At 65.9% G+C, this 24,670-nt stretch carries 13 protein-coding genes; 8 read left to right on the forward strand and 5 right to left on the reverse strand.

Going from position 1 to position 24,670, the window contains the following annotated elements; translation table 11 throughout:
- Nucleotides 1-5 precede the first annotated feature (5 nt).
- Entirely contained in the window at nucleotides 6-917 is a 912-nt protein-coding gene (locus B9C99_RS01725) for a LysR family transcriptional regulator (RefSeq protein WP_026061560.1), read from the reverse strand.
- A gap of 175 nt (nucleotides 918-1,092) precedes the next feature.
- Between B9C99_RS01725 and B9C99_RS01730 the strand changes: the two genes are divergently transcribed.
- Together B9C99_RS01730 and B9C99_RS01735 are read left to right on the forward strand one after the other, a co-directional pair.
- Nucleotides 1,093-2,298: a glutamate dehydrogenase gene (locus B9C99_RS01730; protein WP_088896764.1), complete on the forward strand. Its 1,206-nt coding sequence runs from the start codon at nucleotides 1,093-1,095 to the stop codon at nucleotides 2,296-2,298.
- 213 nt (nucleotides 2,299-2,511) lie between these two features.
- A complete protein-coding gene (locus B9C99_RS01735; RefSeq protein ID WP_253249941.1) occupies nucleotides 2,512-6,945 on the forward strand; it encodes an AAA domain-containing protein in 4,434 nt (1,477 codons plus the stop codon).
- A gap of 543 nt (nucleotides 6,946-7,488) precedes the next feature.
- On the opposite strand, the gene B9C99_RS01740 is transcribed toward B9C99_RS01735, so the two are convergent.
- A protein-coding gene (locus B9C99_RS01740; protein ID WP_088896765.1) for an IS5 family transposase occupies nucleotides 7,489-8,297 on the reverse strand; the annotation gives its coding sequence in 2 pieces (ribosomal slippage) (nucleotides 7,489-7,958 and nucleotides 7,958-8,297; 810 coding nt in all).
- Between the two features lie 198 nt (nucleotides 8,298-8,495).
- Nucleotides 8,496-10,214: an alpha/beta-hydrolase family protein gene (locus tag B9C99_RS01745; protein ID WP_088896766.1), complete on the reverse strand. Its 1,719-nt coding sequence runs from the start codon at nucleotides 10,212-10,214 to the stop codon at nucleotides 8,496-8,498.
- A 386-nt stretch (nucleotides 10,215-10,600) separates the two neighbouring features.
- On the opposite strand from B9C99_RS01745, the gene B9C99_RS01750 reads away from it, so the two are divergent.
- Nucleotides 10,601-11,485: a hypothetical protein gene (locus B9C99_RS01750; protein ID WP_088896767.1), complete on the forward strand. Its 885-nt coding sequence runs from the start codon at nucleotides 10,601-10,603 to the stop codon at nucleotides 11,483-11,485.
- Complete coding sequence (locus tag B9C99_RS01755; protein WP_088896768.1) at nucleotides 11,482-13,293, forward strand: DUF3883 domain-containing protein; 1,812 nt, start codon at nucleotides 11,482-11,484, stop codon at nucleotides 13,291-13,293. Before B9C99_RS01750 ends, B9C99_RS01755 begins: the two co-directional genes overlap by 4 nt.
- 18 nt (nucleotides 13,294-13,311) lie before the next feature.
- Here B9C99_RS01755 and B9C99_RS01760 read toward each other — a convergent pair whose 3' ends face one another.
- Together B9C99_RS01760 and B9C99_RS01765 are read right to left on the reverse strand one after the other, a co-directional pair.
- Nucleotides 13,312-13,752 carry a hypothetical protein gene (locus tag B9C99_RS01760; protein ID WP_088896769.1) on the reverse strand — a complete coding sequence of 147 codons (441 nt, stop codon included), beginning with the start codon at nucleotides 13,750-13,752 and terminating at the stop codon, nucleotides 13,312-13,314.
- Nucleotides 13,733-14,806, reverse strand: coding sequence for a hypothetical protein (locus tag B9C99_RS01765; protein WP_301179086.1), 1,074 nt, complete (start codon nucleotides 14,804-14,806; stop codon nucleotides 13,733-13,735). The genes B9C99_RS01760 and B9C99_RS01765 overlap by 20 nt, the downstream gene beginning before the upstream one ends.
- A gap of 413 nt (nucleotides 14,807-15,219) precedes the next feature.
- Here B9C99_RS01765 and B9C99_RS26060 point away from each other — a divergent pair, with 413 nt between their 5' ends.
- Genes B9C99_RS26060 through B9C99_RS01785 form a run of 4 tightly spaced genes read left to right on the forward strand, consistent with a single transcriptional unit; the run spans nucleotide 15,220 to nucleotide 24,663 of the window.
- Nucleotides 15,220-15,567: a hypothetical protein gene (locus B9C99_RS26060; protein ID WP_253249942.1), complete on the forward strand. Its 348-nt coding sequence runs from the start codon at nucleotides 15,220-15,222 to the stop codon at nucleotides 15,565-15,567.
- Nucleotides 15,564-18,314 carry a vWA domain-containing protein gene (locus tag B9C99_RS01775; RefSeq protein WP_088896772.1) on the forward strand — a complete coding sequence of 917 codons (2,751 nt, stop codon included), beginning with the start codon at nucleotides 15,564-15,566 and terminating at the stop codon, nucleotides 18,312-18,314. The genes B9C99_RS26060 and B9C99_RS01775 overlap by 4 nt, the downstream gene beginning before the upstream one ends.
- A gap of 42 nt (nucleotides 18,315-18,356) precedes the next feature.
- Nucleotides 18,357-21,932 carry a tubulin-like doman-containing protein gene (locus B9C99_RS01780; protein ID WP_088896773.1) on the forward strand — a complete coding sequence of 1,192 codons (3,576 nt, stop codon included), beginning with the start codon at nucleotides 18,357-18,359 and terminating at the stop codon, nucleotides 21,930-21,932.
- A gap of 1 nt (nucleotide 21,933) precedes the next feature.
- Nucleotides 21,934-24,663, forward strand: coding sequence for a magnesium transporter (locus B9C99_RS01785; protein WP_253249943.1), 2,730 nt, complete (start codon nucleotides 21,934-21,936; stop codon nucleotides 24,661-24,663).
- Nucleotides 24,664-24,670: the final 7 nt, after the last annotated feature.

The raw sequence follows: 24,670 nt of genomic DNA on the forward strand, positions 1-24,670 counted from the left end.
GCTGGTTACTGCGCCGCGAGCCCCCGCTCCGCTGCGGCGGTGCGCACCGCGTCGATCACGAGGCGCAGCGGGGGCCGTTCCGACGCGATCCCGCGATGCGCGATGGAGATCGTGCGGAAGAGCGGTTCGGTCAACGCCACTACCTCGACCCCGGGTGGGCTCAACGTCAGCCCGAGATCCGAGACGAGAGTGACGCCCAGCCCCGCGGCGACCATCGCCAGCGCCGTCGCCTGCTCACCGACTTCATGGTTGATTCTCGGCTCGAACCCCGCACGCTGACACGCGAGGCTCACCGCGCGACCGAAGTGCGACTTCGGGCCGGCCAGCACCCACGGATGCTCGGCGAGGTCGGCGAGTGCGATGGTGCCCGCCGGCACCGTCCCGGGCGGCACCGCGGCGTGCAAGCGCTCGACTGCGATCACCACCTTGGTCAGCTCCGGATCCCACAACATCGGGTAGCCGGAATATTCGATGACGAACGAGAAGTCCAGGGAACCGTCGCGCACGGCGCCGGCGGTCTCCTCGGGGGCGAGCTCTCTCGTGCGGACCTCGATGCCGGGGTGCTCGGCAGCCAACAACGCCAGCGCGCTGGGGATCAGAGTGGATGCGACGGAGGCCCACACACCGGCGGTCAGGCGCGCGCTGACCCCGTCGCGGGACTGTTCGAGCGCGGTCGTCGCCCGCTCCACCGACTGCAGGATCTCCTCGGCATGTTCGGCGAGCAGCACGCCCGCCTCCGTCAACTGGACCCGACGTCCCCGACGCTCGAAAAGCTTTGCACCGACGTCCCGTTCGAGCTGGGTGAGCTGCTGCGAGACCGCCGAGGTGGTGTAGTGCAGGGCGAGCGCGGCGGCCGTGACGGTACCTCGGCGATGCAGTTCTCGAAGCATCCGTAACCGGCGCAGGGACAACTCCATGCCGTCAGCGTAGGGCGCGCCCGGGGACCTGCAACCGCTGTGAGCTCGCGTTGTGTAGAAATCGTGAACTCTCACCTTCGAGTTTCGTAACTGGACGCCCCGCGCCACCCCCGGGCACGCTGGCGTCACCGGCCGAATCGACGTGACGACGGCTCTGACGAACGGGGGACCGCATATGACCACCATGGCAACACGCGTCGACGCGGTGGACACCCGCAGGGACGAACCCTTCATGCGTCTTACCTGGACGGATCCGGTGACAGGTGCGCACGGCTATCTCGTCGTCCACACCCTGGTGGGCGATCTGGCGACCGGCGGCACCCGCATGCGGGCCGGGTGCACGATGTCGGAGGTCGAGGACCTGGCGCGCGGCATGGCGGCGAAGACCGCGGTGTTCGACCTGCCGGTGGGCGGCGCGAAGGGCGGGATCGATTTCGACCCGAAGGATCCCCGTGCCGTCGACGTGCTGCAGCGCTTCTGCCAGGCGATGCGTCCCTGGTTGAACGCGCACTGGGTCACCGCCGAGGACCTGGGCGTTCCCCAGCATCTCCTCGACGAGGTCTTCGAGCGGCTGGGCCTGCACCAGTCCTTCCACGCCGCGATCAGCCGTGCAGCGGACCCGGCGATCACCCTGGACCGGGTGCGCACCTCCCTGAATGCGCCGGTCGACGGCGGTTTCCTGCTGGGCGACGTGATCGGTGGTTACGGCGTCGCGCAGGCCTGCATCGCCACCGCGAACGCATACCGCTGGGCGCCGGCCGAGACCACCGTCGCGATCCAGGGAATCGGCACGATGGGAGGCGGCGCCGCCTGGTACCTGCACGAAGCGGGCATGCGCGTGACCGCCGTCGCCGACGCCGCCGGAACACTGTATTGCGCTGACGGACTGGATATCCCGGCACTGCTCGACCTGCGGGACGAGTACGGGGAGATCGACCGCTCCCGCGTCCCGTCACACGTCGAACAACTGCCGCGCGACGCGGTGATCGGCATTCCCGCCGACATCTTCGTCCCCGCCGCCATCTCCTATGCCATCACGGCGGAGAACGTCGGCCGGGTCGCCGGACGGGTCGTCATCGAGGCCGCGAACTCCGCGACGACGCCGGACGCCGAAGCCGTGCTCACCGGACGCGGCATCCCGGTGATCCCGGATTTCGTCGCCAACGCCGGCGCGGTCGCGTGGGCGTGGTGGGTGCTCCTCGGGTGGGTGGGGACCGATCCGGAGGATTCGTTCCAGCGCTTGCGCACCGAGATGCTCACCAAGATCACGCTGCTGGTCGAGCGGTGGGCGCTCGATCGGGTGCCGCCGCGACAGACGGCACGGGAACTCGGCGCGACCAACCACGCTCCGACCGCCTCGCGCACGGTCACCATCCCCTGATACTGTCACCTCACTTATTTCTGCAGGTCAGCGCCTTTTCGACGAGGATCGGCGGAAATGCCGGTGGACGTCGTCCGGGTCCGGAAACGCGCATGTCGACCAAGACTTCTAAGGTGGACATGCCCGTCTCCGTGGACGGGTGGAAGGACGTCCGCAAGGGTGAGTGGAGTGCAAGTGGAGTCAGGCGAGAGCGAACCCGAATTGAGGGATCGCGTGCAGCGCCTGCTTGCCTTCCTGGCCGAGCTCGTCAAGGCCCGCAGTGCGCCCGTCCGCGTCGTCGACAAACACCGCGCCGTGATGTCCCTCGAGGAGGGCAATATCAGGGCCGGCCTGCGTGCCCATGCCGCGTCGGGCGACATCGTCCTGCGCGCGCGTCGCGCTCAGCTCGAAGAGCCCCCGCGCCCGCCCGCCGAGCTCGCGAAGTACGTGCACGGGGACATCGCGGATTCCGCCGTCGAGCCCGAACTCGACCCCCAGGCCATCGGCATCGACGGTCTCGACGCCTGGCTGACGGACTGGCGCACGTGGGCGATCGTCGACCGTGAACGGCAGGCCGCCTCCCATCTGTATTCCTTCCTGCAGCGAGCGATGCTCGACCTCGAGGACCAGCCCGAATCGCTGGAACTCGTCGTCGCGTCAGGTCTGTTGCACCTCTCCGAGGGGGTGGCGGGCGCGCGGGTCCACACGCACCTGATCACCCAAGCCGCGCTCATCGAGCGACAGGGCGATTCCGGCGACCTGGTGGTCCGGCTGAGTCCCAGCGCCGGGCCGTCGCTCGAGGACGTCCAGCTCCTCACCGGCCTGGAGGTCTTCGACCCGACGAGCGTCCGTGAACTGCACGACGCACTCGTCACCCAGGTCGCGTCGCCCCTCGACCCCGCGGCCCGCGCGTTCCTGAAGAGTTGGGCCGAGCGTGCGCTCACCGTGCCGGTCGACGTCGTCGATCGTGCGGACGAAGCGTCGTCGTCGGATGCCTTCGTGACGCCGTCGCCGGTGCTCGTGCTGCGCAAGCGCGGCGCCCACGCGCTCATCGAGTACTACAGCCGCATGACCGAGGCGGCCGCCGACGATTCGAATCCGGTGCCGCTCGGGTTGGCACAGCTTGTCGAAGCGATCGAACCGGCCGACCGGGTCGCATGGCTCGACCGCATCGGCACGCCGTCGACCGAATTCACCGGCGAGCAGCTGCTGCCGCTGCCCGCGAACGAGGAACAGCGCGACATCATCGACCGGCTCGCCGGCGACAGCGGTGTCGTGGTCGAGGGTCCGCCGGGTACCGGCAAGACCCACACCATCGCGAACATCGTCGCGGCGCTGCTCGCGCGTGGGCAGCGTGTGCTGGTCACCAGTGAGAAGGCGCAGGCGCTGCGCGTGCTCCGGGAGAAGCTCCCGTCCGAGCTGCAGGAACTGTGCGTGGCCGTCACCGACCCCGTGCACGGCGGCACGGTCGAACTCACTCGCAGTGTCAGCGAAATCGCTATCCGCAAGGCGCAATTCAACGTTCGGCGCGCGCAGGAACGTATCGACGAGCTCACCGCGCAACGCAACGACGCCCTCCAGCGTCGCGCGACGCTGATGGAACAGATCCGGCAGGCGCGCGCGGAGGAGACCGAGGTTCACGCAGACGTCGCCGCCGGCTACGAGGGGACGGCTGCGTCGATCGTCCGGCGGGTCCGCGCGTACGAGGCCAAGTACGCGTGGTTGCCCGCGCCTCTGCTCACCGACACCTCGCCGCTGACGGTCGACGAACTCGTCACCCTCCACTCGCTGCACCAGCGGTCGAGCGTCGAGCGCGCGCGCCGTCGCCAGCAGCGTTTCCCCGAACTGTCCCTGCCCACCCAGAGGGAACTGCAGTACGCGTGCGCCGCCGTCTCCCAGGCGTCGAGCGGGACGACCAACGGGGAGACGCAGGGATTGCTGCGGATCCTCGAGGGTGCATCGCTCGAAGCGCTCGGCCGTATCCGCGACCTGTGCGAGCAGCTGCAGGGTGCCCTGGAGGACGCGGATCGGCTCGACGCGCGGATCCAGCGCGTCGCCGACGACGTCCTGTCGGGCCGCGCCCAGCACCTGTGGGGGAAGACCGCCGAGCTCGCCAGGCTCGTGCAGGCCGCGCAGGAGGCCGACCGGATCGTCGGGGCAAGCTCGGTGGACATCGCGGTGACGGGACGTCAGGCATTCGAGGCGTACGACGCGCTCGCCCGCAAACTCGAGGCGGGCGATACGTGGCGCAGCGGATTCACCCGATTCCGGCGCAGCGACGAGCAATCCGCTGTCGAGGCACTCGGTGAGATCGCGACCGTCGACGGTGTCGCGGCCACCACCGCCCAGACGGCGCGCATCGTCGCCGAACATCTGCGTGCGCTCGAGGCGATCCGGGTCGCGCGGGTGGTCCTCCGCGACCTCGGTATCGACATCGAGCTCGACGAGTCGCGCAGCCGTGCGGTCGGTACCCTTGCGTTCCTCGATCGGGATCGCGCCATCGTCGACAATCTCGTGGCCCGGGTGCACGACGTCGAATCGGCACTGCGCGAAGTCCATCCGGGGGCGCCGCGGATCACGAGCATCGAGCAGGCGCGGGCCACCGCCGAGTCGGCACGGACCATCGCCGCAGCGGGCACCGCGGAAGCGAGCAAGAACTGGCTCGAATCCATCGGCATGTACGTGCGGGGCCAGATCTCCGGGGGAGCGTCGCCCGAAGGCCGCGCGCTGGCACGCGCCTTCCACGACGCAGACTTCGACGCCATCAATGCGGCCCTGGACGCGTGGGATCGGGCGGCGGGGGAGCAGCGCGAGGAGCTGGAACTCGTCTCCCTCCATGCGCGCCTGACCACCGCGGCACCGGCTCTCGCTCAGGCCCTCGCGGAGAATCCGTTGAGCCTGGCCTGGCCGGTTCGTCTCGCCGACATCGACGAGGCGTGGGCGTGGCGACGGGCGGACGAGTGGGTGCGACGCTTCCACGAGCGCAGCGACGACGGACAGTTCGAGCGCGACCTCGACGCACTCGAGAAGGACGTCGCGCGTCTGACGACGGAGCTCGTCGAGGAGAAGGCGTGGAGCGCGTGTCTCGACCGCACGACCGCCGAGCAGGTCCAGGCGCTCCATTCGTACCGTGATCACATCGCGAGCATCGGTAAGGGCACCGGCCGCTACGCGGAGCGTTATCGGGCGGCGGCGCGTGAGGCCATGCAGGTCGCGCAGGGTGCGGTGCCGGCCTGGGTGATGCCGTTGCAGCAGGTGCTGGCTTCGATTCCGCCCGAACAGAATTCGTTCGACGTCGTCATCGTCGACGAAGCGAGCCAGACCGACATCAGCAGCCTGTTCCTGCTGTGGTTGGCGCCGCGCGTGATCGTCGTCGGCGACGACAAGCAGTGTGCGCCGAGCGCGGTGTCGCTGGGTGCACTCGACGGGGTGTTCAGCCGTCTCGATTCGTACCTGCCCGACATTCCGAACTACCTGCGCGACAGCTTCACTCCGCGATCGAGCCTGTTCTCGTTGCTGCGGTCGCGGTTCGGCAGCATCGTCCGGTTGCGCGAGCACTTCCGGTCGATGCCGGAGATCATCGCGTGGTCCAGTGACCAGTTTTACGCCGACGACCCGCTGGTCCCCATGCGGCAGTACGGCTCCGATCGTCTGCAGCCGCTGCGTACCACCCTCGTCGAGGACGGGGCCGTCACCGGGCAGAACTCGACGCTGACGAACTACGCCGAGGCGCATGCCCTCGTCGACACGCTCGTGAAGTGCGTCGAGGATCCCGCCTACGACGGCAAGACCTTCGGTGTGGTGGTGTTGCAGGGGCAGTTGCAGGTCGACATCATCCAGAACGAACTGCTGGATCGGCTCACCCCGGAGCAGTGGGAGGAGCGCAGGCTACGCGTCGGCACGCCCCCGGACTTCCAGGGCGACGAGCGGAACGTGGTGTTCCTGTCGATGGTCGTCGCGCCCGAACAGAACATCGCGGCGTTGACGCGGACCGAATACCAGCGACGGTTCAACGTGGCGGCGTCGCGTGCCCAGGACCAGCTGTGGTTGTTCCATTCGAGGACCATCGACACGCTGCGCCGCACCGACCTGCGGTACTCGCTGCTCACCCACATGCGGACGACGTCCCCGCGGCCGGCCGAGCCGATGCCCGACGGCGTGACGCGCGACGAGCGGCACGAGGCGTTCGACAGCCTCTTCCAGCAGGACGTCTTCCTCGACGTCGCCGCCCGCGGCTATCACGTGAACCCGCGGGTCGAGGTGAACGGTCACTTCATCGATCTGGTCGTGACCGGGGCGGCAGGCAAGCTGGCCGTCGCCTGTGACGACGAACAGTGGCACACCAGCCCCGAACGGCAGAGCGCCGATCTGGAGCGGGAGCGCGAACTGCACCGCAGCGGTTGGAAGTTCTGGCGGGTCCGGGAATCGGAGTACTACCTCGACCCGGTCGCAGCCCTGTCAGGACTCTGGGAGGAGCTGGAGCGTCGCGGAATCACGCCCGGTCGAGTGGATACTCCTGCGCCAGAACTGTCCCGGCCGTCGATCGAGTTCCGCACTGACGGGCAGCCGCACGAGTTCGTCGAATCAGTCGGTCGGACGGATGCAACGGTCGTCGGTGAGATTGTCGATCCGGGTACGCGAATGATTGCGGGGACGGACGACTACTGAATCGACTCGGTCACATCGTTTCTCGATTGGGAACGTTACAGTGCGTCTTTTCACGCGCTTTCTTCAGCGAAGTACACGGGTTCCTGATATTTATTGATGCGCAGCGAGTCTCGTTGCGCGTAATTCCCCCTGTGACAGGAGTCCCCCATGGAAGAACTTCAGACCCTCATCGAGCTGGCGAAGCTGCTCGGCCCGTTCATGGAGCTCATCGGCAGCATCAGCAGCCTCAGCGGCCAGTAGTCCGCGAGCGCCGAAGAATCCCCGAAGGCGTTGTCTTCGGGGATCTTTCGTATATGTGGTGTCGGACTACGAGAAGGTTCGGCGTGCTTGCCGGTCCCGGCCGGATGGGCCGATCCACACGACTCACGTGCACATGCGCGACACCACTCCGCGGCAGATCCGCGTCGACGAGTTTCCGGTACCGGTGAATCGACGTACTTCGGTTCGCATTCTTGAGTCGATTCACGAGCAATACCGATGTTCTATCACGGCGTGGTGCGAGAAACGCGGAAGAAACTCGGTTGGTCGGATTAACTGACGGTTTCAGAATGATCTCCGCAGTCGCCTCAAACAGATGATGCTGCACGCGAGTTCGAGCAGCCCCTGATGCAAGTCCGTTCGTACCTCGGAACGTGTTCGCAGACGCTTGAACTGGTGCAACCAAGCGAAGGTCCGCTCGACGACCCAGCGGACCTTGCCGAGCCCGGAGCCATGCGCGGCGCCTCGGCGGGCAATCATCGGGGTGATCCCCTTTTCGCGAAGCAGGTTTCGGTACTTGTCGTAGTCGTAGCCTCGGTCGGCGAACAACCGGCGGGGCCGATTCCGCGGCCGGCCCCGCCGGCCTCGAATACGGGGGATCGCCTCGACGAGCGGCATCAGTTGAGTGACGTCGTGGCGGTTTCCGCCGGTCAGCGACACCGCAAGAGGGGTTCCGTGCCGGTCGACGATCACATGGTGCTTGCTGCCGGTGCGGCCGCGATCGACCGGTGAGGGTCCCGTGTGATCCCCCCTTTGAGGGCCCGCACGTGCGAGCCGTCGACGGCGACGTCGTCCATCTCAAGCAACCCGGCGGCTCGCAGCTCCGCGAGCAGCATCTCGTGCAGCCGCGGCCACACCCCGGCCTCGGTCCACTCCCGCAACCTGCGCCAGCAGGTCACTCCGCTGCACCCGATCGTCTCTGCCGGCACATCACGCCAGGCCACGTTGGTGCGCAGAACGAACATGATGCCGGCCAGGGCGACCCGGTCGTCGACCGGCTTGCGCCCCGGAAACCGGAACCGGCGGGCAGATCTGGGCGGAAGCAGCGGAGCTACACGCTCCCACAGATCGTCAGGAACAAGATCAACAGACACTCTCGACACGGTGCCCGAAACCGTCCCGGAACGCCATCTACCACGCCGAACTCATTCTGAAACGGTCAGTAAGAACGAGGGTGAATTTGCGGCATCATCCGCCCGACGGCAATGCGTCGAAGACCGCCTTCGCGCGCGCGTCGTCCTCGATTCCGAGAATGCCGGCCCCGAAGATCCTCAAGCAGCGTGCCGTGTTGGCTACTCGTCCGAGGTGTTCAATTGTTCGACGGCCTCGGCAATCCGCTGGGTGTCGGCAAACGTCCACCCCTCGGGCGACGTCACGGCGGCCCAGCCGTAGGGGATGAGGTCCTCGTAGTTGTGCCCGTGACCGACAGGCGGCGAGGTGCCGACCATGATGTCGGCCGCGACCTGAGCGAAGGTGACGATCGGGTACCACCGCATCGACGGTGAGCGATCCGCGCCCGGAGGTTTGGCGAGCCAGTCGGGTCGCTCGAACAGCAGTCCCGGTCCCCACCACACCACCGGATCGGACGCGTGTTGCAGATACAGCACCCGCGGGTCGTTCCACGGTCCCTGCTGGTCCTCGAGCGTTTGCAGGTCGGAGGCGAACCGCACCGCGACACCGTCCTCGTAGACGGGAAGCACCTCGGGGCTGCCGGGATCGCGATGGTCGACGATGCTGCGCCACAGCTGGTTCGAGTTTGGAGGCCCGACGAAAAGTGCGCCGTCGATCTTGCTGCGCATGTCGGCGAGGTCGTCGAAGGCCGCCTCGGCAGACTGCGAGCCGAGGCTCTCGCCGTAGACGACCAGCTTCGGGCGCTGGTCCTCCGGCAGTTGCGACCAGCGTTCGTGTACCCCGTTGATCAGTGCGTTACCGGCCGCCTTCGCTGCGGAGCCGTCGACGAGGAAGGAGATCCAGCTCGGCAGGAAGGAGTACTGGATCGCAGCGATCGCCGAGTTGCCGTTGTAGATCGCCTCGATCGAATCGGAAGCGAACGGATTCACCCACCCGGTTCCGGTGGTGCCGGCGACCACGAGGATCTCGCGCTCCCACGCCTTCGTGCGGTCGAGTTCGTCGAAGATCAACTGCACCTGCTCATCGGTGGTGCCGTCGGCTTCGAGTCCCGCGTACACCCGTATGGGTTCGAGCGCGGGAGCGCCGTTCAGCTCGGTCAATTCCTCGGCGTCCATCCCGCCCGCGACAAACGTACGCCCCTGACGCCCGAGGCTCTCCCACGTCGACGGCGACGCCGGGCTGCCCGACCGCTCGGGAATCTGAGGCTGCTCCACGCCGGGATCGGTGCTGTTGTTGTCGTCGGCGAACACGATGCGTGCTGCCATAGAACTGCTCGCGAGCAGAACCTGGTCGACGAACACCACCACCGCGAGCACGAGGATCACCGGTGCGAGGATGCCGGCCGCGGCGACCGGAACACGCAGGCGGGTCGCGAGGAACTCCGCGAAGCGTCGTCCGACCCAACGCAATCCGCGTGCGATGTAAAGGAGGGCGGCGAAGATCATGACACTCACCAGACCGGTCCGCAGGTACGCGAAGCCCGTCGTGGTTTCGATGCCCATGAGTGCACGGACCTCGTTCTGCCACTCCGCCGCGGCGAGCAGGCTCCCCAGAAGTGTCCCTACCGCGACGAGAGCGACCATCACCTCGGCGATGCGGCGGACCGTGTGGCGCCGTCGCCACCACGTGAGCCGCGGTGCGATCCATCGGCGAGCGGGGAAGGCCACCAAGACACCGATGCCGTAACCGACGATGCCTGTTACGCCACTGATGAGTCCCTGGAAATACCACTCGCGAGGGATGAGGGAGGGACTCAGGCTCCACGCGAAGAAGAACAGGGCGACGACAAGGCCGACGAAGTCGAGGCCGAAGACGGAGAGGTGGCGTCGGGTGTCCTTACTCGACTCGTCGATTTCGACGGGCGTGGCGGGAGCGGTCACGATGCGACAGTAACTAATACGGAACGTGTACGCCGAATATCGACCCTCCGCGTGATTGGGGTATGTCAGTAGGGCACAATCTGCAACTTGGGTGGTATACGTCCGGATCGTGGGTTCCGCCGCCTACTCACGAACACATCTTTCAAAGTCGGTGCGCGCCTGGTCCGTACCCAGGGTTTCACCGGTCATCCGTCTTCCCAGGGGATTCGTTCCAAGTAGGAACGTCCTGTCATCGACTCGCTCCGTTCGAAGCTTGAACATGATCTGGCCATTCCGACGGGAGTTGCGTAGGTTATTCGCGACCGGAAGTGCCACAGTCGTTGGTGCCGGGTCGAAGCTGAGTATCCAGTAGTCATCACTGGCGGGATAGATCTAGGAGAACGGCCTTGGGGAAAGACAAGAGTGCTGAGCCGCTCGACGTCGAGGTGGATGAGCTGGCCCTGTCCCTGGTCGGATGGCAGGTCGACGAGGTTCAGGCTCGACTGGTCACCAAGACTTACGGTAAGAACGACTACCGGCAAGAAGTCGTTGTGTCCGGCACCGTGCGATTCCTGCCTGAGGACAGGTCGGATAAGTTCACGAGTAGCGACTATGCCCCGCCTCCTCTTCTGGTGTTCAGCCGCAAAGGCAGCAACACTCCGCCTACCTACGAGCGGGCCCTTTTCGAGACGGAGAAGAAGGCGCGGAAACGTCCGCTGAGATTCTCCGAGACAAGTCGGAGATGGGAGTGCAGTGAACCGTTGAGTCCTGCCGATCTGCATCTTCGGCTCACAGCCTTTGATATCTCGGAGGTGGATTCCAACTTCGAGCTCCCGACGAGGGAGGGTGCAGAAGTAGAAGTCAACGTCATCGACGACACCACTCGTGCGGGTGTAAGGGCACGTGTGTCGAACGTTTCCGCGCAGATCGTTCCTGAAAGCTATTCGAAAACTCTCCGCGTTCACATGGAGGGTGTGTTCGAATTCGGCACTGCACAGCAGCTGCTCGACGACTACGTGGCCGACGATGATTGGAGGGACGAGACTCCTACATTGGAAGGGGAGTGCCCGTTCGAGGTAGGAGTTCCTGAAATCGAAGTCGAGGTCTTGGACGGCGAAGGGTTCCTGATTGCCACCAGCGGATTTCAAACCTATGCGCATATTCGGGTACAGAAGGGTGGGAAATTGCCTGGGCGACCGCCTCGTTGGGTCGCGCAGGACAACCTGGATGTGGAGGACATGTCCGGAAAGCCCACCCGCGTCGTCGTTCGCATTGTGGATGCGGACGAATGAGTGCCACGGACTTGTTCCTGCATCAGCTGCAGGACACTTTGATCGATGAACACCTACAGGCACCGGGCCTCTTTCGGGAGATCGCTCGGATGGAGGGTCTCTTGGCGGAGACCTACCGGAATCGAGTGCCGTACGAGCTACTTCAGAATTCCGACGATGCGGGGTCCTCGACGGTCACGGTCGTCGAAAGTCCTGACGGCACGTTCTCCTGGAGTAATGACGGCCGTGTGATGGACGGAGCCGACATCGAGTCTTTGTGTCGAAGTGCCAGCTCCACAAAGACTCGCGGTGATGCCTCCATCGGATACCGCGGAATCGGTTTCAAATCCCTGGCTGCGGTAGCTTCCAAGATTGAGGTTCGTTCAGGTGACGTCACTTTCAGCTTCGATAAGGCATTGGCCGCCGAGCTGCTGAGAGAGCAAGCGCTCGATTCGGTGCCGTTGATTCGCATCCCTGTAGGAATCGAGCAGACCCCGTGGTTAGGTGGGGCGTCGTTCACAGTTACGAGGACGCCTGATGCCGGTGATGGCCTGGGAGAGCTCGACCCCATCAGTCTGCTCTTCCTCCGAAACGTGCGCACAGTTCTGGTTCGCTCTCGCGATGACGAAATGCAGGTCAGCATCGAACGGGCCCATGATCGGGTGGTGGTCCGTAGCTCCGGGAGCGATGCCGACTTCGCAATCTTGCGGGAAGGCGCCGCGACCGTAGCCGTCCCCATGAATACGCGCGCACTCGCACTCACCAGCGTCCGCGGGCGGTTGGCATGCTTCTTGCCTCTCAATGACGAAGTGGGACTTCCGGTAGTCATCTCTGGCGACATGTTGACCGACCCCTCGAGAACTCACGCCGTCGTAGCAGACGAGTCGACAACCAGAGTCTTGCGCGATGCTGCCAGAGCGATCGCTTATGCGTTGAGAAATCCGGGCACGTCGACATTCGAGCGGTTATGGGAACTCATCCTGCAGGGCGAGGACATCCGGAGCCTGTTGGTATCCGCGACCGGAAGTGCGAGTCAAGTCTTACTGAGTTCGCTGCGCGATGAGATGATGGAGCATCGACCGTCGTTCAAGTACTCCAGCGTGGTTCTCGAAGAGAAAGATGTATCGACGATTTTCCCGGGCGGGGCGCCTGCAGCGCTGTATTCCGCTGCAAATCAAGCAGCGGCGAGGACCTTCAAAGCAGTTCTCGGGTTGGAAACGCTTGATCTGTCGGCACTTGCTGACGAGCCAGTCGCCTCTCAATTATCGGAACAGCTGCGTACGCGCCTCGGTAAGCATTTCCAGGACTTGGCGCGGGTTCATGGGCGCTCGCTGACACCTACAGAACAAGCACTCGTGGAATTGCTCCCTGCTCAGGAGTCGCAGTCTGTGACAAGCGAGGTCGTGGTGAGTCGTCCTTCCGCTCTCGCGTCGGCGACCAACTCTATGGGTGCAGTGATGACGCAGTGGCGTACCGCCGAGGTCGCAACGATGCAGTACCTGAACGGGCGAGGTTGGTCGCTGCGCGACGTGAGCACACAGAACGTCGGTTACGACCTGGAAGGTGCAGACCCATCAGGGCAGCGGGTGAATATCGAGGTCAAGAAGGTCGATTCGCTTGATGCTCGCTTCGCGCTGACGAACAACGAGATGTCACTGATGTTGAACAGTTCAGCGCCCTACCTCCTCGCCATCGTCGTAGGCTCCGAACGCCATTCGAAGCTGATGATCCTTGATCCCTCCCGCCCTGAGCTCTCACGTGAGCGGGTATGTCGACGATGGGATTGGGAATTCACCGATTGGGGTCGTTTTGCGGTCATGGTCGACTGAGAGAGGCAACGAGACGACTCAAAGATCCCACACCTGATCGGGATCATCGAGCGCCGCGCGAATCTGCCCGAGATCACCGAGGTCGGCCAGGGGAGAGGTCTTGGCGATGTCGACGATCCCTCGTAGGACCTCGCTGATCACCTGTGAATTCTCTTGCTCCAGTGCCTCATCCAGTCGGGAGAACAAGGCATCGAAGGTTGTGCGGCGTTCGGCGAAGGACTGCTCGAAGTAGTCTCTGACAATGGACTCGGCCGACTTGATGCGCTGAACTTCCGCGGTTGCGTATGTGTGCAGGCGGGTGCGTTTCGTTTGTTCGACGGCGTGGATCTCGATGCATTCCTGCGCGGCGGTGACCAGCTGCGAGAGCGCTGCGAAACCGTCGACCGCAGCAATCTTGCGTTTCACCGAGCCCAGTACCTCGCCCTCGTACACCTTCCGGTCAGCCTTGTTCGGCGCCACGGTCGTCTCCTTCTGTCATCGGGCGGTACCGCACCGTCAGATTCGCGCTGTTCTCGGTCAGTTCGCCGTCTTCGTCGAGAATGGGGGTCGCGGCGACATCCCGGACGGCCACGCACAATGCCATCGCCTTCTGGAAGCGCGACGCATGAGCCCGTGCATCGAAGGGCTCGGACTCGAGCACGTCCAGGGCTGCGACTGCCTTGACAGTCAGTGTGCCGAGCACGGAGCGCAATTCGTCGACTCTATGGTCGACGGCGGTCAAGAGGGTGTCGGTGGTGCCCAATTCGGCATTCGCGATGTCGATCTTGACTTGGAACTCGGCCGCTTCGGTTAGTGCCTTCTGGCCTTGCCCCTTGATGACGAATCCGCTGATGAGCAGAGCGGGACCGATCGTCACCACATTCAGCGCGGCCGCGCCGAGTGCCACACCGCCACCGCCGGCCGAGAGCGCGCCTCCGCCGAGCCATGCCATTGCGGCGCTCTGCGCGGCTGCTCCCGACAGTCCCGATATTGCAGCACCTGTGCTGGCGACACCGAAGCTGGTCGCGGCCGCTGACACTGCGGATGCGGTGCCGACACCGGTCGCAACCGATGCCATGGCTCCGCCGAGCCAACCGCCCAGATTCAGGTCGAGGCCGTTCGGGCCGTCGACCCGGGCGATGCCGGCCTGGAGACCGTCGGCCAGCAACCGCTCGTTCTCCCGTACCTGCTTCTCGTGTCGACGCAAGAACTCCGCCATGCGCACAACCACGTCGATCAGAGCCTGTTGTTGCTGAGCACCCAACGCTTCGAGGTGGGCGTTGGTCTTCCCGACGCGTTCTTCGATCGCGTCGCGACGCTTGGTGTACTGCTCTTGAGCCCTGCGTAGCTGGTCCGAAGCCTTCTTGCGGTCGGCGATGCCTTTGCCGCTGAGCGCGACGCCGCCGCCGCCCGTCACGGCGCCGATGGCGATCAGCGCGGCCGGAATCAGAGGTAGGACCATGAGCTCTCCTTCATGTGGTCGGCACAGTGTGCCATTCGACCCGGACAAATCAACCGCCGGTCCCGTCCGCATGGCATGGACGGCCGGATTGGGGAGGAGAGGGGCGGATCGTCGAGATCTCAGCGTCTGCAGAGGACCAAATCCTCTGCATCGGCGGGACCAACTGCGCACGATATTACGTTGGGATAACGATCCCTTTAGCGTTCGTAACGGAGAGTGACTATGCCCCGATTGAAGGATCAATAACGCCGATACCTGCCGGGATGTACTCGCCAAGGAATCGGTCCGAAGCTAGCCCCCGAGAGAAGCCTGTGCAGTCACCGTCCGACCCGTTCGATTTCAGCGAGTACTCGAGTTCGCGAGACGGGATAGACACACCATCGACGACCCCGAGCGGACCTGCATGGGGGAGCGCTCCGACCTTCGGTTCCCACCCGGACCCGTTCGGGCCGGGAGCGTCGTCGCCGGCATTCGCGTCAACCGATGTGTTCGCTTCCGAACAACCGGTGCGTTCGTCCGGATTCTCGCAGGGCAAGACCCCCGTCGGGCGCGTCGTCGCGGCGTGCGCGGTCGCCGTCGCGGGCTTGGTTCTGGCGATCATCGCACTCGCGCTCGGCTCCGCGGGTTTCGCTGTCGCAGGCTGGGCCCTCGCCGGTCCCATCGCCGCTCTGCTCCTCGCCACGTACATGATCGCGGACACGAAGCAACGTGCTCTTCCGGTCTATCAGCCGTTGAAAGCGGCACAGGTCATCTATTGGGTAACCGTCGCATGCGCGGCGGCGGGAGTGCTCCTCGGCGCATGGCAGATTGCGGATTGGTTCGGTCGACTGTGAAGAAGCTTGCAACCGTCATCATCGTTCTCCTCGGCTGCCTGCTGATCGCGCCAACGGCGTCCGGCCAACCCCGTGAGACCGCGGTGGCCGACTTCGGTGGCTGCTTGGCGTCGCAACGCGAGGGCGACCTGCTCCTGATGATCGACGAATCGGGCAGTCTGCAGCAGTCGGACCCCGATGCCGCCCGCGTCGAAGCCGCGAATTACCTTCTCGGCCAGCTTGCTTCCTTCGGTGCGTCCGCAGGTGTCGCGCTCGATGTCGCCGTGGCGGGCTTCTCGTCCGAGTTCACGATGCATGCCCCGTGGACCCGCTTGGAGCCCGGAACGCTGGGCGAACTGCAATCCGAAGTCGATGCGTTCCGCTCACGGACGTCCGGGCTCGACACCGACTACTGGCTCGCGCTCGACGGCGCCCGAAGCGCACTGGCGGAGCACTCGTCCGGAGGCTCCACTTCGTGCCAGGCCATCGCGTGGTTCTCCGACGGCAAACTCGACTTCACCGCTCGTGACGGGGAGAAGCCCTATGCGCCGGGGCTTTCGCTGTCCACCGACGAAGGTGTCGCCCAGGTCGTCGGCGCGGCACGCGAGTCCATCTGCCGACCCGCAGGCGTCGCCGACCAGTTGCGGTCGTCCGGTATCGCGACATTCGCGGTAGGCCTCGCCAACGGCACCGCGCAGGCCGCCGACTTCGACCTGATGCGCTCCATCGCGACAGGCGAGCCCGTGGCCGGTCAAGCGTGTGGTGCGCGCACCGAACCCACGCCGGGCGACTTCTACCTCGCGCAGAACATCGACGACCTGCTGTTCGCATTCGACGCCTTCAGCAGCCCCGGTCAGGCTCCGCTCGAGAACGAGACGGGTGTCTGCGCCTACGAGGTGTGCGAGGAGGCGCAGCACCGCTTCGTGCTCGACGACTCGATCGGCTCCGTCACGGTTCTCGGATTCGCCGATGCCGAAGGTCTGGTGCCGACGCTCGTCAGCCCGAGTGGCGACGAGCTCCCTATGGCCTACACCGCGGCAGAGTCCGGTTCGTCGGTCGACGGCGTCGCGGTCGATTACCGCTGGCTCTCCGATCGCTCGGTGTCGTTCACGATGGAACAGCCGGAGAACGCCGCCGGCGAGTGGCAGGGTATGTGGGCTCTCGTGTTCGTCGACCCCGACGGGTCCGAGCCGGCTGCCCGCTCCAAGTCGAACATCCACATCTCCGGAAACCTGTTCCCGGCGCTGCTCGGCCAGGACGTCACCGCCATCCACGCCGGTGAGGTCACGTCCGCGGTCCGACTGGGAATCGTCGACTCCGACCGTGAGGAGATCGATCCGTCCGAGCTTCTCGGATCCGCGTACCTGGGCGTGTCGCTCACCGACGCGGCGCAGGTCGATCACACGTTGGCGTCCGGGGTTTCCAAGGACGCGATCGGTGAGCCGATCGAGCTGGACTTGACGAACGTGGCGCCCGGTGAGGCGACACTGCGTCTCGTCCTCGAAGTGACCACGGCGGACGCCACCGACGAGTCGGGCTCCGTGATCGCTCCCGGCACCGACCTCACGCCGCAGTACGTGGACGTGCCGCTGAACTTGGCTCCGCCGATCGGCTACCCGACGGTGCCCGGCCGGATCGACTTCGGGCAGGTGGAAGGTGCCGGTACCTTCCCCGGCGAGCTCGTGATCCAGGGGCCCGGGTGCGTGTGGGTCGACCCTGCCTCGCCCGTCCGTATCGATGCAATTCCCGATGGCGTCGGAAATGCCGCACTCACCGTCGGCGGAGCCACTTCGCCGGACAACTGCCTCACCATCGAGGAAGGAACGAGCGGCACGCTGCCCCTCGAACTCGCTGTCCCGGAAGCGGGCAACGGTGCCTTCAACGGTGCGGTCCGTCTGATGATCGCCCCTGAAGGCGAGCCGGATCGCGCGATGCCCGTCGACGTTCCGTTCACGGCGGATCTGCTCAAGCCGCTCGACACCACACGCTTCTTGCTGGGCTTCCTGGCGGTGTTCCTCCTGGGTGTCGGAATCCCCTTCGCCATCCTGTATGCGCTCAAGTGGTGGGCGTCTCGCATCCCGGCCGAAACCCTCAAGTCGCAGAGCTTCCTCGTGCGAGTGTCCGACGGTGGGTTGTTGCGCGACGGTCGACCGTTCACCCTCAACGACAACGACCTGCGAGAGATCGTCCGCAACCTCGACAAGCCGGCTCGAAACCTCGACGTCGACGGAGCTCGCCTCGAAGCCAAGATGGGTATGTCGCCCGTCGGCGCCGGTTACGTCCTCGTTCGTGCCGAGGGGATGCTCGGCGCTTCGGGTGCGACTCCCGCTACCGATCGCAGTACCGGCCAGGCACGTCTGCCTCTCGCGGTGCACAACAACTGGGTGCTGCTCCACGACCCCAAGGGACCCGTCGACGAGGCGGTCCTGCTCCTGCTCGTCGGTGCCAATGCGTCGAACGAACGGGTACGGGGACTCGTGGACGAGGCAGGTCGGCGAGCACCGCGGATCATCGACGACTTGCGGGCCCGCGCACAGGGTTCCGACAGCAACACCCCGCAGAACCCGACTTCGCCTCAGCCGGCGACGGCGGGTGCCCCCGCGTCTCCGTTCGATCCGTTCACCGCACCGGGGACACCTTCGGCTCCGACCTTCGGTGCTCCGCCGCCGTTCACCGGTGGCCCCGGCTTCGGTGGCCAACCGCCGACCGGTCCCGGCTCGACACCGCCGGGACAACCCTTCGACCCGTTCCGTCCGCCCGGTTCCTGACGGCCGCGCAACAACTCTCTATCTCGATTCGGAAGGACCGCAATGAGGCGATTTCTGGTAGTTGGCTGCGGCGGATCCGGTGCCGTCACCCTCGCGTACATGATGGACCAGCTGCGGTCCGATCTCGCTGCTGTAGGCATTGACAAGATTCCGGGCGGTTGGCAGTTCGTCAGCGTCGACGTGCCCACCGCCCCCGAGGCCGGCCCGGACGGTCTGGGCAATGTGCGCGACCAGGGCGGCTACTACTTCGGTAGCGGTCCGCAGGGCGACTCGTATGCCGTGCTCGACAATGCGCTGAGCAATCAGTTGGGCGCACGGAACAGCCTCCACGAGATCGCGACCTGGGCACCCCGTGACCCTTCCGCGGTGACGGTGCCGATCGGCTCGGGTGCCGGCCAGTATCGGGCCCTCGGTCGCATGATCACCCTGAGCAAGGCCGGCGGCATCCGCGACACGCTGCAGCAGGCGTGGGACCAGCTGTTCACGGTGCAGACGGCGACCGATATGTCTGCCATGAAGATCCCCGGCGGGGGAAGCTTCGAGCAGGAGGAGTCGCCGATCGTCCTGGTCGTCTCGTCGATGGCCGGTGGTGCCGGCGCATCGATGGCACTGGACATCTGCCGACTGCTCACCCTCATCCCCAAGCTCGACCCGCGCCTGATGGGCGTGTTCATGGTGGCTCCCGACATCTTCGACGGCCTCGGCCGCAGCGCGACGACCGGTGTGCGCGCGAACGCGCTCGCGATGCTCGGCGAGATCGTCGCCAGCCAGCTCGGCTCCGCACGCGAACACGACGTCGAGATCCTGCGGGCGCTCGGTCAGCAGGCCGGTGAAGGCGAGAAGGTGCCCTTCGCCCGCGTGTTCCCCGTCGGTCGCCGCGTGGGTGTGGAGGGTGCACCCTTCGGTGACGGCTCGCAGAAGGCGATCTACCGCGGTCTCGCACGTGGTCTCGCCGGGATGATGATGAGTGGCGCCGCGACCCGCCAGTTCGTGCAATACGACCTGACCAACGGTGCGGGTCTGTCCGGCCAGCGCGAGAACATCGGCTGGGGCGGGCAGTGGGACAACCTGCCGTGGGGCACCTACGGGTTCTCCAGCCTGAGCATGGGACGCGACCGTTACGCCGAGTACTCCGCTCAGCGACTGGCGCGCAGCACCGTGGATCGTCTGCTCGATGGCCACCGCAACGCGGCCAGCGTTGCCTCCGACGAGGACCAGGTCAATGCGATCCTCGACAGCCAGTGGCAGACACTGCTGACGAACATGGGACTGCCGGTCATGCAGAACAATCCCGCCGGAGCGCAGGTCGGTGTCGGACCGTGGTTGACCGACAGCGTTCTTCCGTCGGCGGAAGGCCAGCGGATGGCACGTCAGATCGTGGAAACCGAGCTGCGAGCCTACCTTCCGTCCGGCAGTGGCCTGAGCGCGTCGCAGTGGGTTCCCGAGGTCCGGCGAGCACTCGCGGCGCGTCGTCAGGCACTGGTGAACTCGGCCGAACAGCATGCGCTCGGTCACGCCTTCCAGTGGCACCGAGGACTGGCGCAGCGCATCGAGCAGCAGGTGGCCAAGGCGGTTGCCGACCTCGGACTGCCCTACGCGACGGCAGTGGTCAACAGGCTGTCGATTCTGGTGAAGGACCAGCTCCGGGCCGGTGCCGAGGAACTCTCGCGCCACGCGCCCGAGGACATCACCGTCCAGTCCGCCGACACCCTGCAGATGCTCTCCGCGCTCAAGGGCAACATCGAGAGCGACGCCGACCTCCTCGAACGGGTGATCTCCAGCTGCAGCAACAACGTCTACCGCCAGCTGTACGCGTCGTTGTCCGGCAAGGTTTCCGAGGTCGCGGCCGCACTCGTGCCGGAAATCCTCAAGCCGCTGCTCGACGCCCTCAACGAGTCTCAGACGGCGCTGCGCAAGGCGCGGAGCAAGCCGGCGAGCGACGTCGGACTCGCCCGCCTCGCCACCGACCAGTACGGCGCCTGGCCGGCCGACAAGAGTGATCGTGTCCCCAAGCGTTTCGCCGAGGCCAACAACGAAGTGATGCTCACTCCGTCGGCCGACTTCATGGATCAGTACCGGTCCGACCTTCCGCTGGCGGTGGCGTCGGACGGTCTGGGCACTCCGCCGTTCGAAGAGTCCGTCAAACGTGCGGTCGCCGAGGTGGTCACCGGTATCTGGGCCACCATCGACGGCAGCCGGCCGCCGGGGGAGGAGCACCCGCTGCTCGAACGCACCTCGGCATGGCGCACTCGTGCCTTCCCGTTCGATCCCGGTACCCGTGAAGCCCTCGTGCCCTCCGCCGCGCGGTTCGACGTGCACGTGCGACCGGCCGAACTGCTCGAACGCGCACGGCAATTCGTGGCCAGGACGGGGGAGTCGTTCGACAGGTTCTGCCGGGTCTCCCTGCGTGAGTACATCGAGGACATCTCGGTGCCCGAGTACGCACTCGACGAGCGTCGCGAGCGTCTCCGCTCCAAGTTCGTCGAGGCGCTCTCGCTCGCTCGACCGTTGGCGAGTGTGAACCAGCAGGCTCTCGAGGCGCTGCATCCCGGTCAGCAGATCGAGTACCGCTACAAGTTCACGTCGATCCCGTTCCTCAATCTCCCTGTGGCGGATGCTCTGTCGCAGGTGTTGCAGAAGAACCCGATGATCGATCACGAGACCCGGTCGGAGTTCGTCCGGTTGTTGTCCGAGGAGGACAAGCTCACTCGCATCGACATCTTCGGCTCGTATCCGAACTACTCCCCGCTGGCATACGATTCCGTGCTCGCTCCGGCCGCGAAGCAGTGGGCGGATTCCACTCCGGCGCAGCAGGAAGCGTTCTGGCAGTGGCGTCGTGCACGTCCGCTCGCCGCGTCGTTGCCGATGCACGAGAGTGAACGGCGCGCGATGACTGCCGGGTGGTTCCTCGGATTGGTGACGGGTCGACTGCGTCTGCCCTCCGAGCCCTACGACGAGCCGGTCCGCGTGTGGGACGGTGCCACGTCGAGTTGGGTGGACTTCCCGAACCCGCTGCTCACCCCGCCGGCACGGTTCCTTGCGAACAACGACTGGCTTCCCGCCGTCATGGAATCGGTGTTGATCGCGATGGCTCGCTCGCACGAGTCGCCTGTCATGTCGTCGATGGCTCCCTACCGCGCGTTGCGAGGGATCTACGACGCGTCGGCGGAGAAGCCGGCGAGCGGCATCCTCGAGGTGTCGGCCAAGTCCGTGCTTACCGACTGGCTGCGCACCGGCGACACGGGAACCGGTTGGCAGTCCCAGGTCGCCGACACCGGCGCGGGTGTCTCGATCGATGCACGCGCGAAGAACGCGATCGCCTGGTTGACGAAGGTCCGCGATCTGACCGGCCAGCACTATCTGGCACCGGGGCGGGAGGGAGCACCCGGCGGAGGCGTGTTCTCGACCATCACGGTGCGTGAGCAGGCGTCCCAGACCCCGATCTACCGCGACATCGCTGCCGATGTGTACTGGGCGACAGGCGAACTCATCGCGTTGGTCGAGGAATGCAAGGCTCGCGCCGAGCAGCCCGAGCACGTCGACACCGTCACTCCCGCTGTGAGCACCGCGACCACCTCGGCGCAGACCTTCCGAATCCCGGACATGGGGCAGTTCTGAGATGGCGACGGAGAGCAAGAGCGTTCTGACGGTCTTCGTCGGCTCGGTCGGTCCGGCCGACGGCGTTCGGGACGTCCTGCGCGACCTCTCGACAGCGGAACTCGTGGGTTCGTTCGTGTGGGTGGACGACTCCGAGATCGATGGCGCCGGAACCCGGGTGCCGGCCGTGGAGACCGAGCGAGGAATCTCCCAGTCGGTCACGCTTCAGGACGTCTTGGCCTCACGTCACTACGACCTGGTTCGACTGTGCGTCCTGGTGCCGAGTGGGCCGGGCGCTGTACCGGTACGTCTGGCCACCGAGACGATGCTCGCCGAGCTGTTGTCGTCGAACTCCGGAGGCGCGCGGTGCGTGCGACTGCGGGTTCTGCTGCGTCGTCCTGCCGACGAGCAGCCTGCTTCCGCGATCCCCGCTCTGGCCGGCTGGCACAACCTGCTCGTCGCACCCGAGGACTCCCGTGGACCCGGCATGGGCCACGAGTCGCTGACGGCAACGCACGATCCGGTGGATGTGGGCCGCCAGGCCGCACCGGTGATCGCCGGCATCACCGGGTTGTGGACGGACATCGAGCACACCCCGTTCGACGATGCTCCCGTCCTGCCTGGCAACTCGCTGCGCGTGGTGCGGTCCTTCTACCGCCGCCTCGACACCTCGCACGCCGAACACCGGTTGCACTCCGAACTGCTGGAGTTCGACGGACAGCTCCCGCTTCCGCGCGACGCGGGCACCGCGGTGCTCTACGCCGATGATGTTCCGGCAGCGACCCGGCAGATGGCCCACGCCGTGTGGGTCAAGCACGGACACTTGCTGACCAGTCCGCGAAAGAGCGCGCCCCCGAAGCGGGACGTCCGCACCATCACCTTCATGGACGCGGTGCGGATGACCGGACGTTTTCTTCTCGCGGTGCTGAAGAATGCTCCGTCCCTCCTCATCACGCGGGCGATCCACCGTGCTTCGACGTCAGTGGCCTCCGCCGCGCAGCGAGCACTGTTCGGATCGACGCCCGGCGCATACCGGGTCCTCGTGGGCGGTGTCGACGCCGACGGTCAACGCGTGTCGTGGACCGAGTACGAATCGGCCTCGCGTCAGCTCGGCGCGGCGCTCGACGAGGCGAAGGGCACGCCGCAAGTAGCAGCACCCGACCTGTCGGCCCTGTGGCGGGATTACGCCAGGGGTGCGCTGACACTCGCCGACGCCAGTGAACGATCGGCGGGTCTGCCCCCGATCCAGGTGGGTGCGCATCGTGCCGTCCTTCGGTCGGCCGCTGACATCGTGCCCGGTCCTGATGACGACTTCACCGACATCCCCGGCGTCGTCTCCGCCACGACGCAGTTGCACGTGGCGGAGGCCCCCGACATCCTCGGTGTCGAGGAGCTCCGCACCACACTTCGTGGTCTCGAGCAGGATCCGGTGATCGGTCTCGACGCGCGACGCACCGGCGCAGCGATCCAGACGTGGGCTGCCAAGCGGCGCCACAGCTTCGCGGTGTCCTTCGGCTCCATTCTCACCAGCCGGCTCAGCGCGGACATCACCGAAGCGGGAACACTGCTCGAGCGGATCAAGGGTGTCGAAGCCCTGCGTGACCCTGCCGAGGAGAGCGCCGAGGTTCAGAGGCGGATGTTCTGGCGCGTGCGCATCGCAACGTTGATCGCGCTCGTGCTGGGCGTGCTGGCAGGTGTCCTCGCGTGGAAGGAGTTCATCTCCTGGTGGGCGGGCGGCCCGATCATCGCCCTGTGTGTCATCGGGTGGGCCATCGCTGTCACGCTGATCTGCCAGAAGGCGCAGCAATACCTCGAGGATCTGCTGGCGAGCCGCGAAGCCATCACCGCCGCCAACGAGGCCGACCGAGTGAATCTTCGTGCGGCTCTGCGCGAGATCGAGGTTCTGACCGGTGCCTACCGGCAGTACCTGTCGTGGAGCCGCGCGCTCGGCGCCTTCCTGGCCCGGCCCCTCGGTGTGCCGAAGCACGTCCTGACTGCTCGCCGGCGGATCGACTGGGGACTGCCGCGCCACAGTGCCATCGGATCCGGCAGTCCCGACGACGACAAGATCGCTCGCGTCGCCGATCAGCTACGGCAGGATCTGTTCACCGTCGGATGGCTCACCGAACCATGGGACACGGTCTCGGCAGGAGCCGGTGTGGCTCTCGGCGGGGTAGCACACGACATCACCCGCGACCCGAGCCTGCTGACCACCAAGGCCGGTGCCGGCTCGGGCTCTCCCCTCGACGAATGGTCGCTCATGTTCTACCGCGGCCGGGTGCAGTCGACCGGTGCGGCAGTGCTCTGGCAGCGGGCGATGAGCGAACTCACCGGTCCTCGCACCGAACTCGCACGCGACCTTCTCGACGTCATCGAGTACCGCATCGACGGCACCGTCCATCGCTCCGGTATCGACGACTTCCTCGCCGGGGTCGGGGTGCCGACCGAGGGTGGCTTCCTCGACCGCGCGGCCTTCACCGACACTGCGACGATGCGCGGTGCCTCGGCGGTGGCCGGTGAGCTCTACTCGCGGACACGCGTCGGTTGCGGACTCGTCGCGGTCACCACCCAGTTCACCGAGGGTGTCTCCGCAGAGGATCTCGCCCGACCGACGTCGAAGCATGTCCGGACCGAGGAGATCCACGAGATCCCCGATATCGATCTGCGTCCCGCGCAGCGCGAGGAAGCACCCGCCGACAATTCGGGCAGAACTTCGTACATCGCGCCTGCCGTCGACGGCATCAACTTCTGAGAGCGAG

This window comes from Rhodococcus sp. BUPNP1 (assembly GCF_002215235.1).
Classification (GTDB): Bacteria; Actinomycetota; Actinomycetes; order Mycobacteriales; family Mycobacteriaceae; genus Rhodococcus.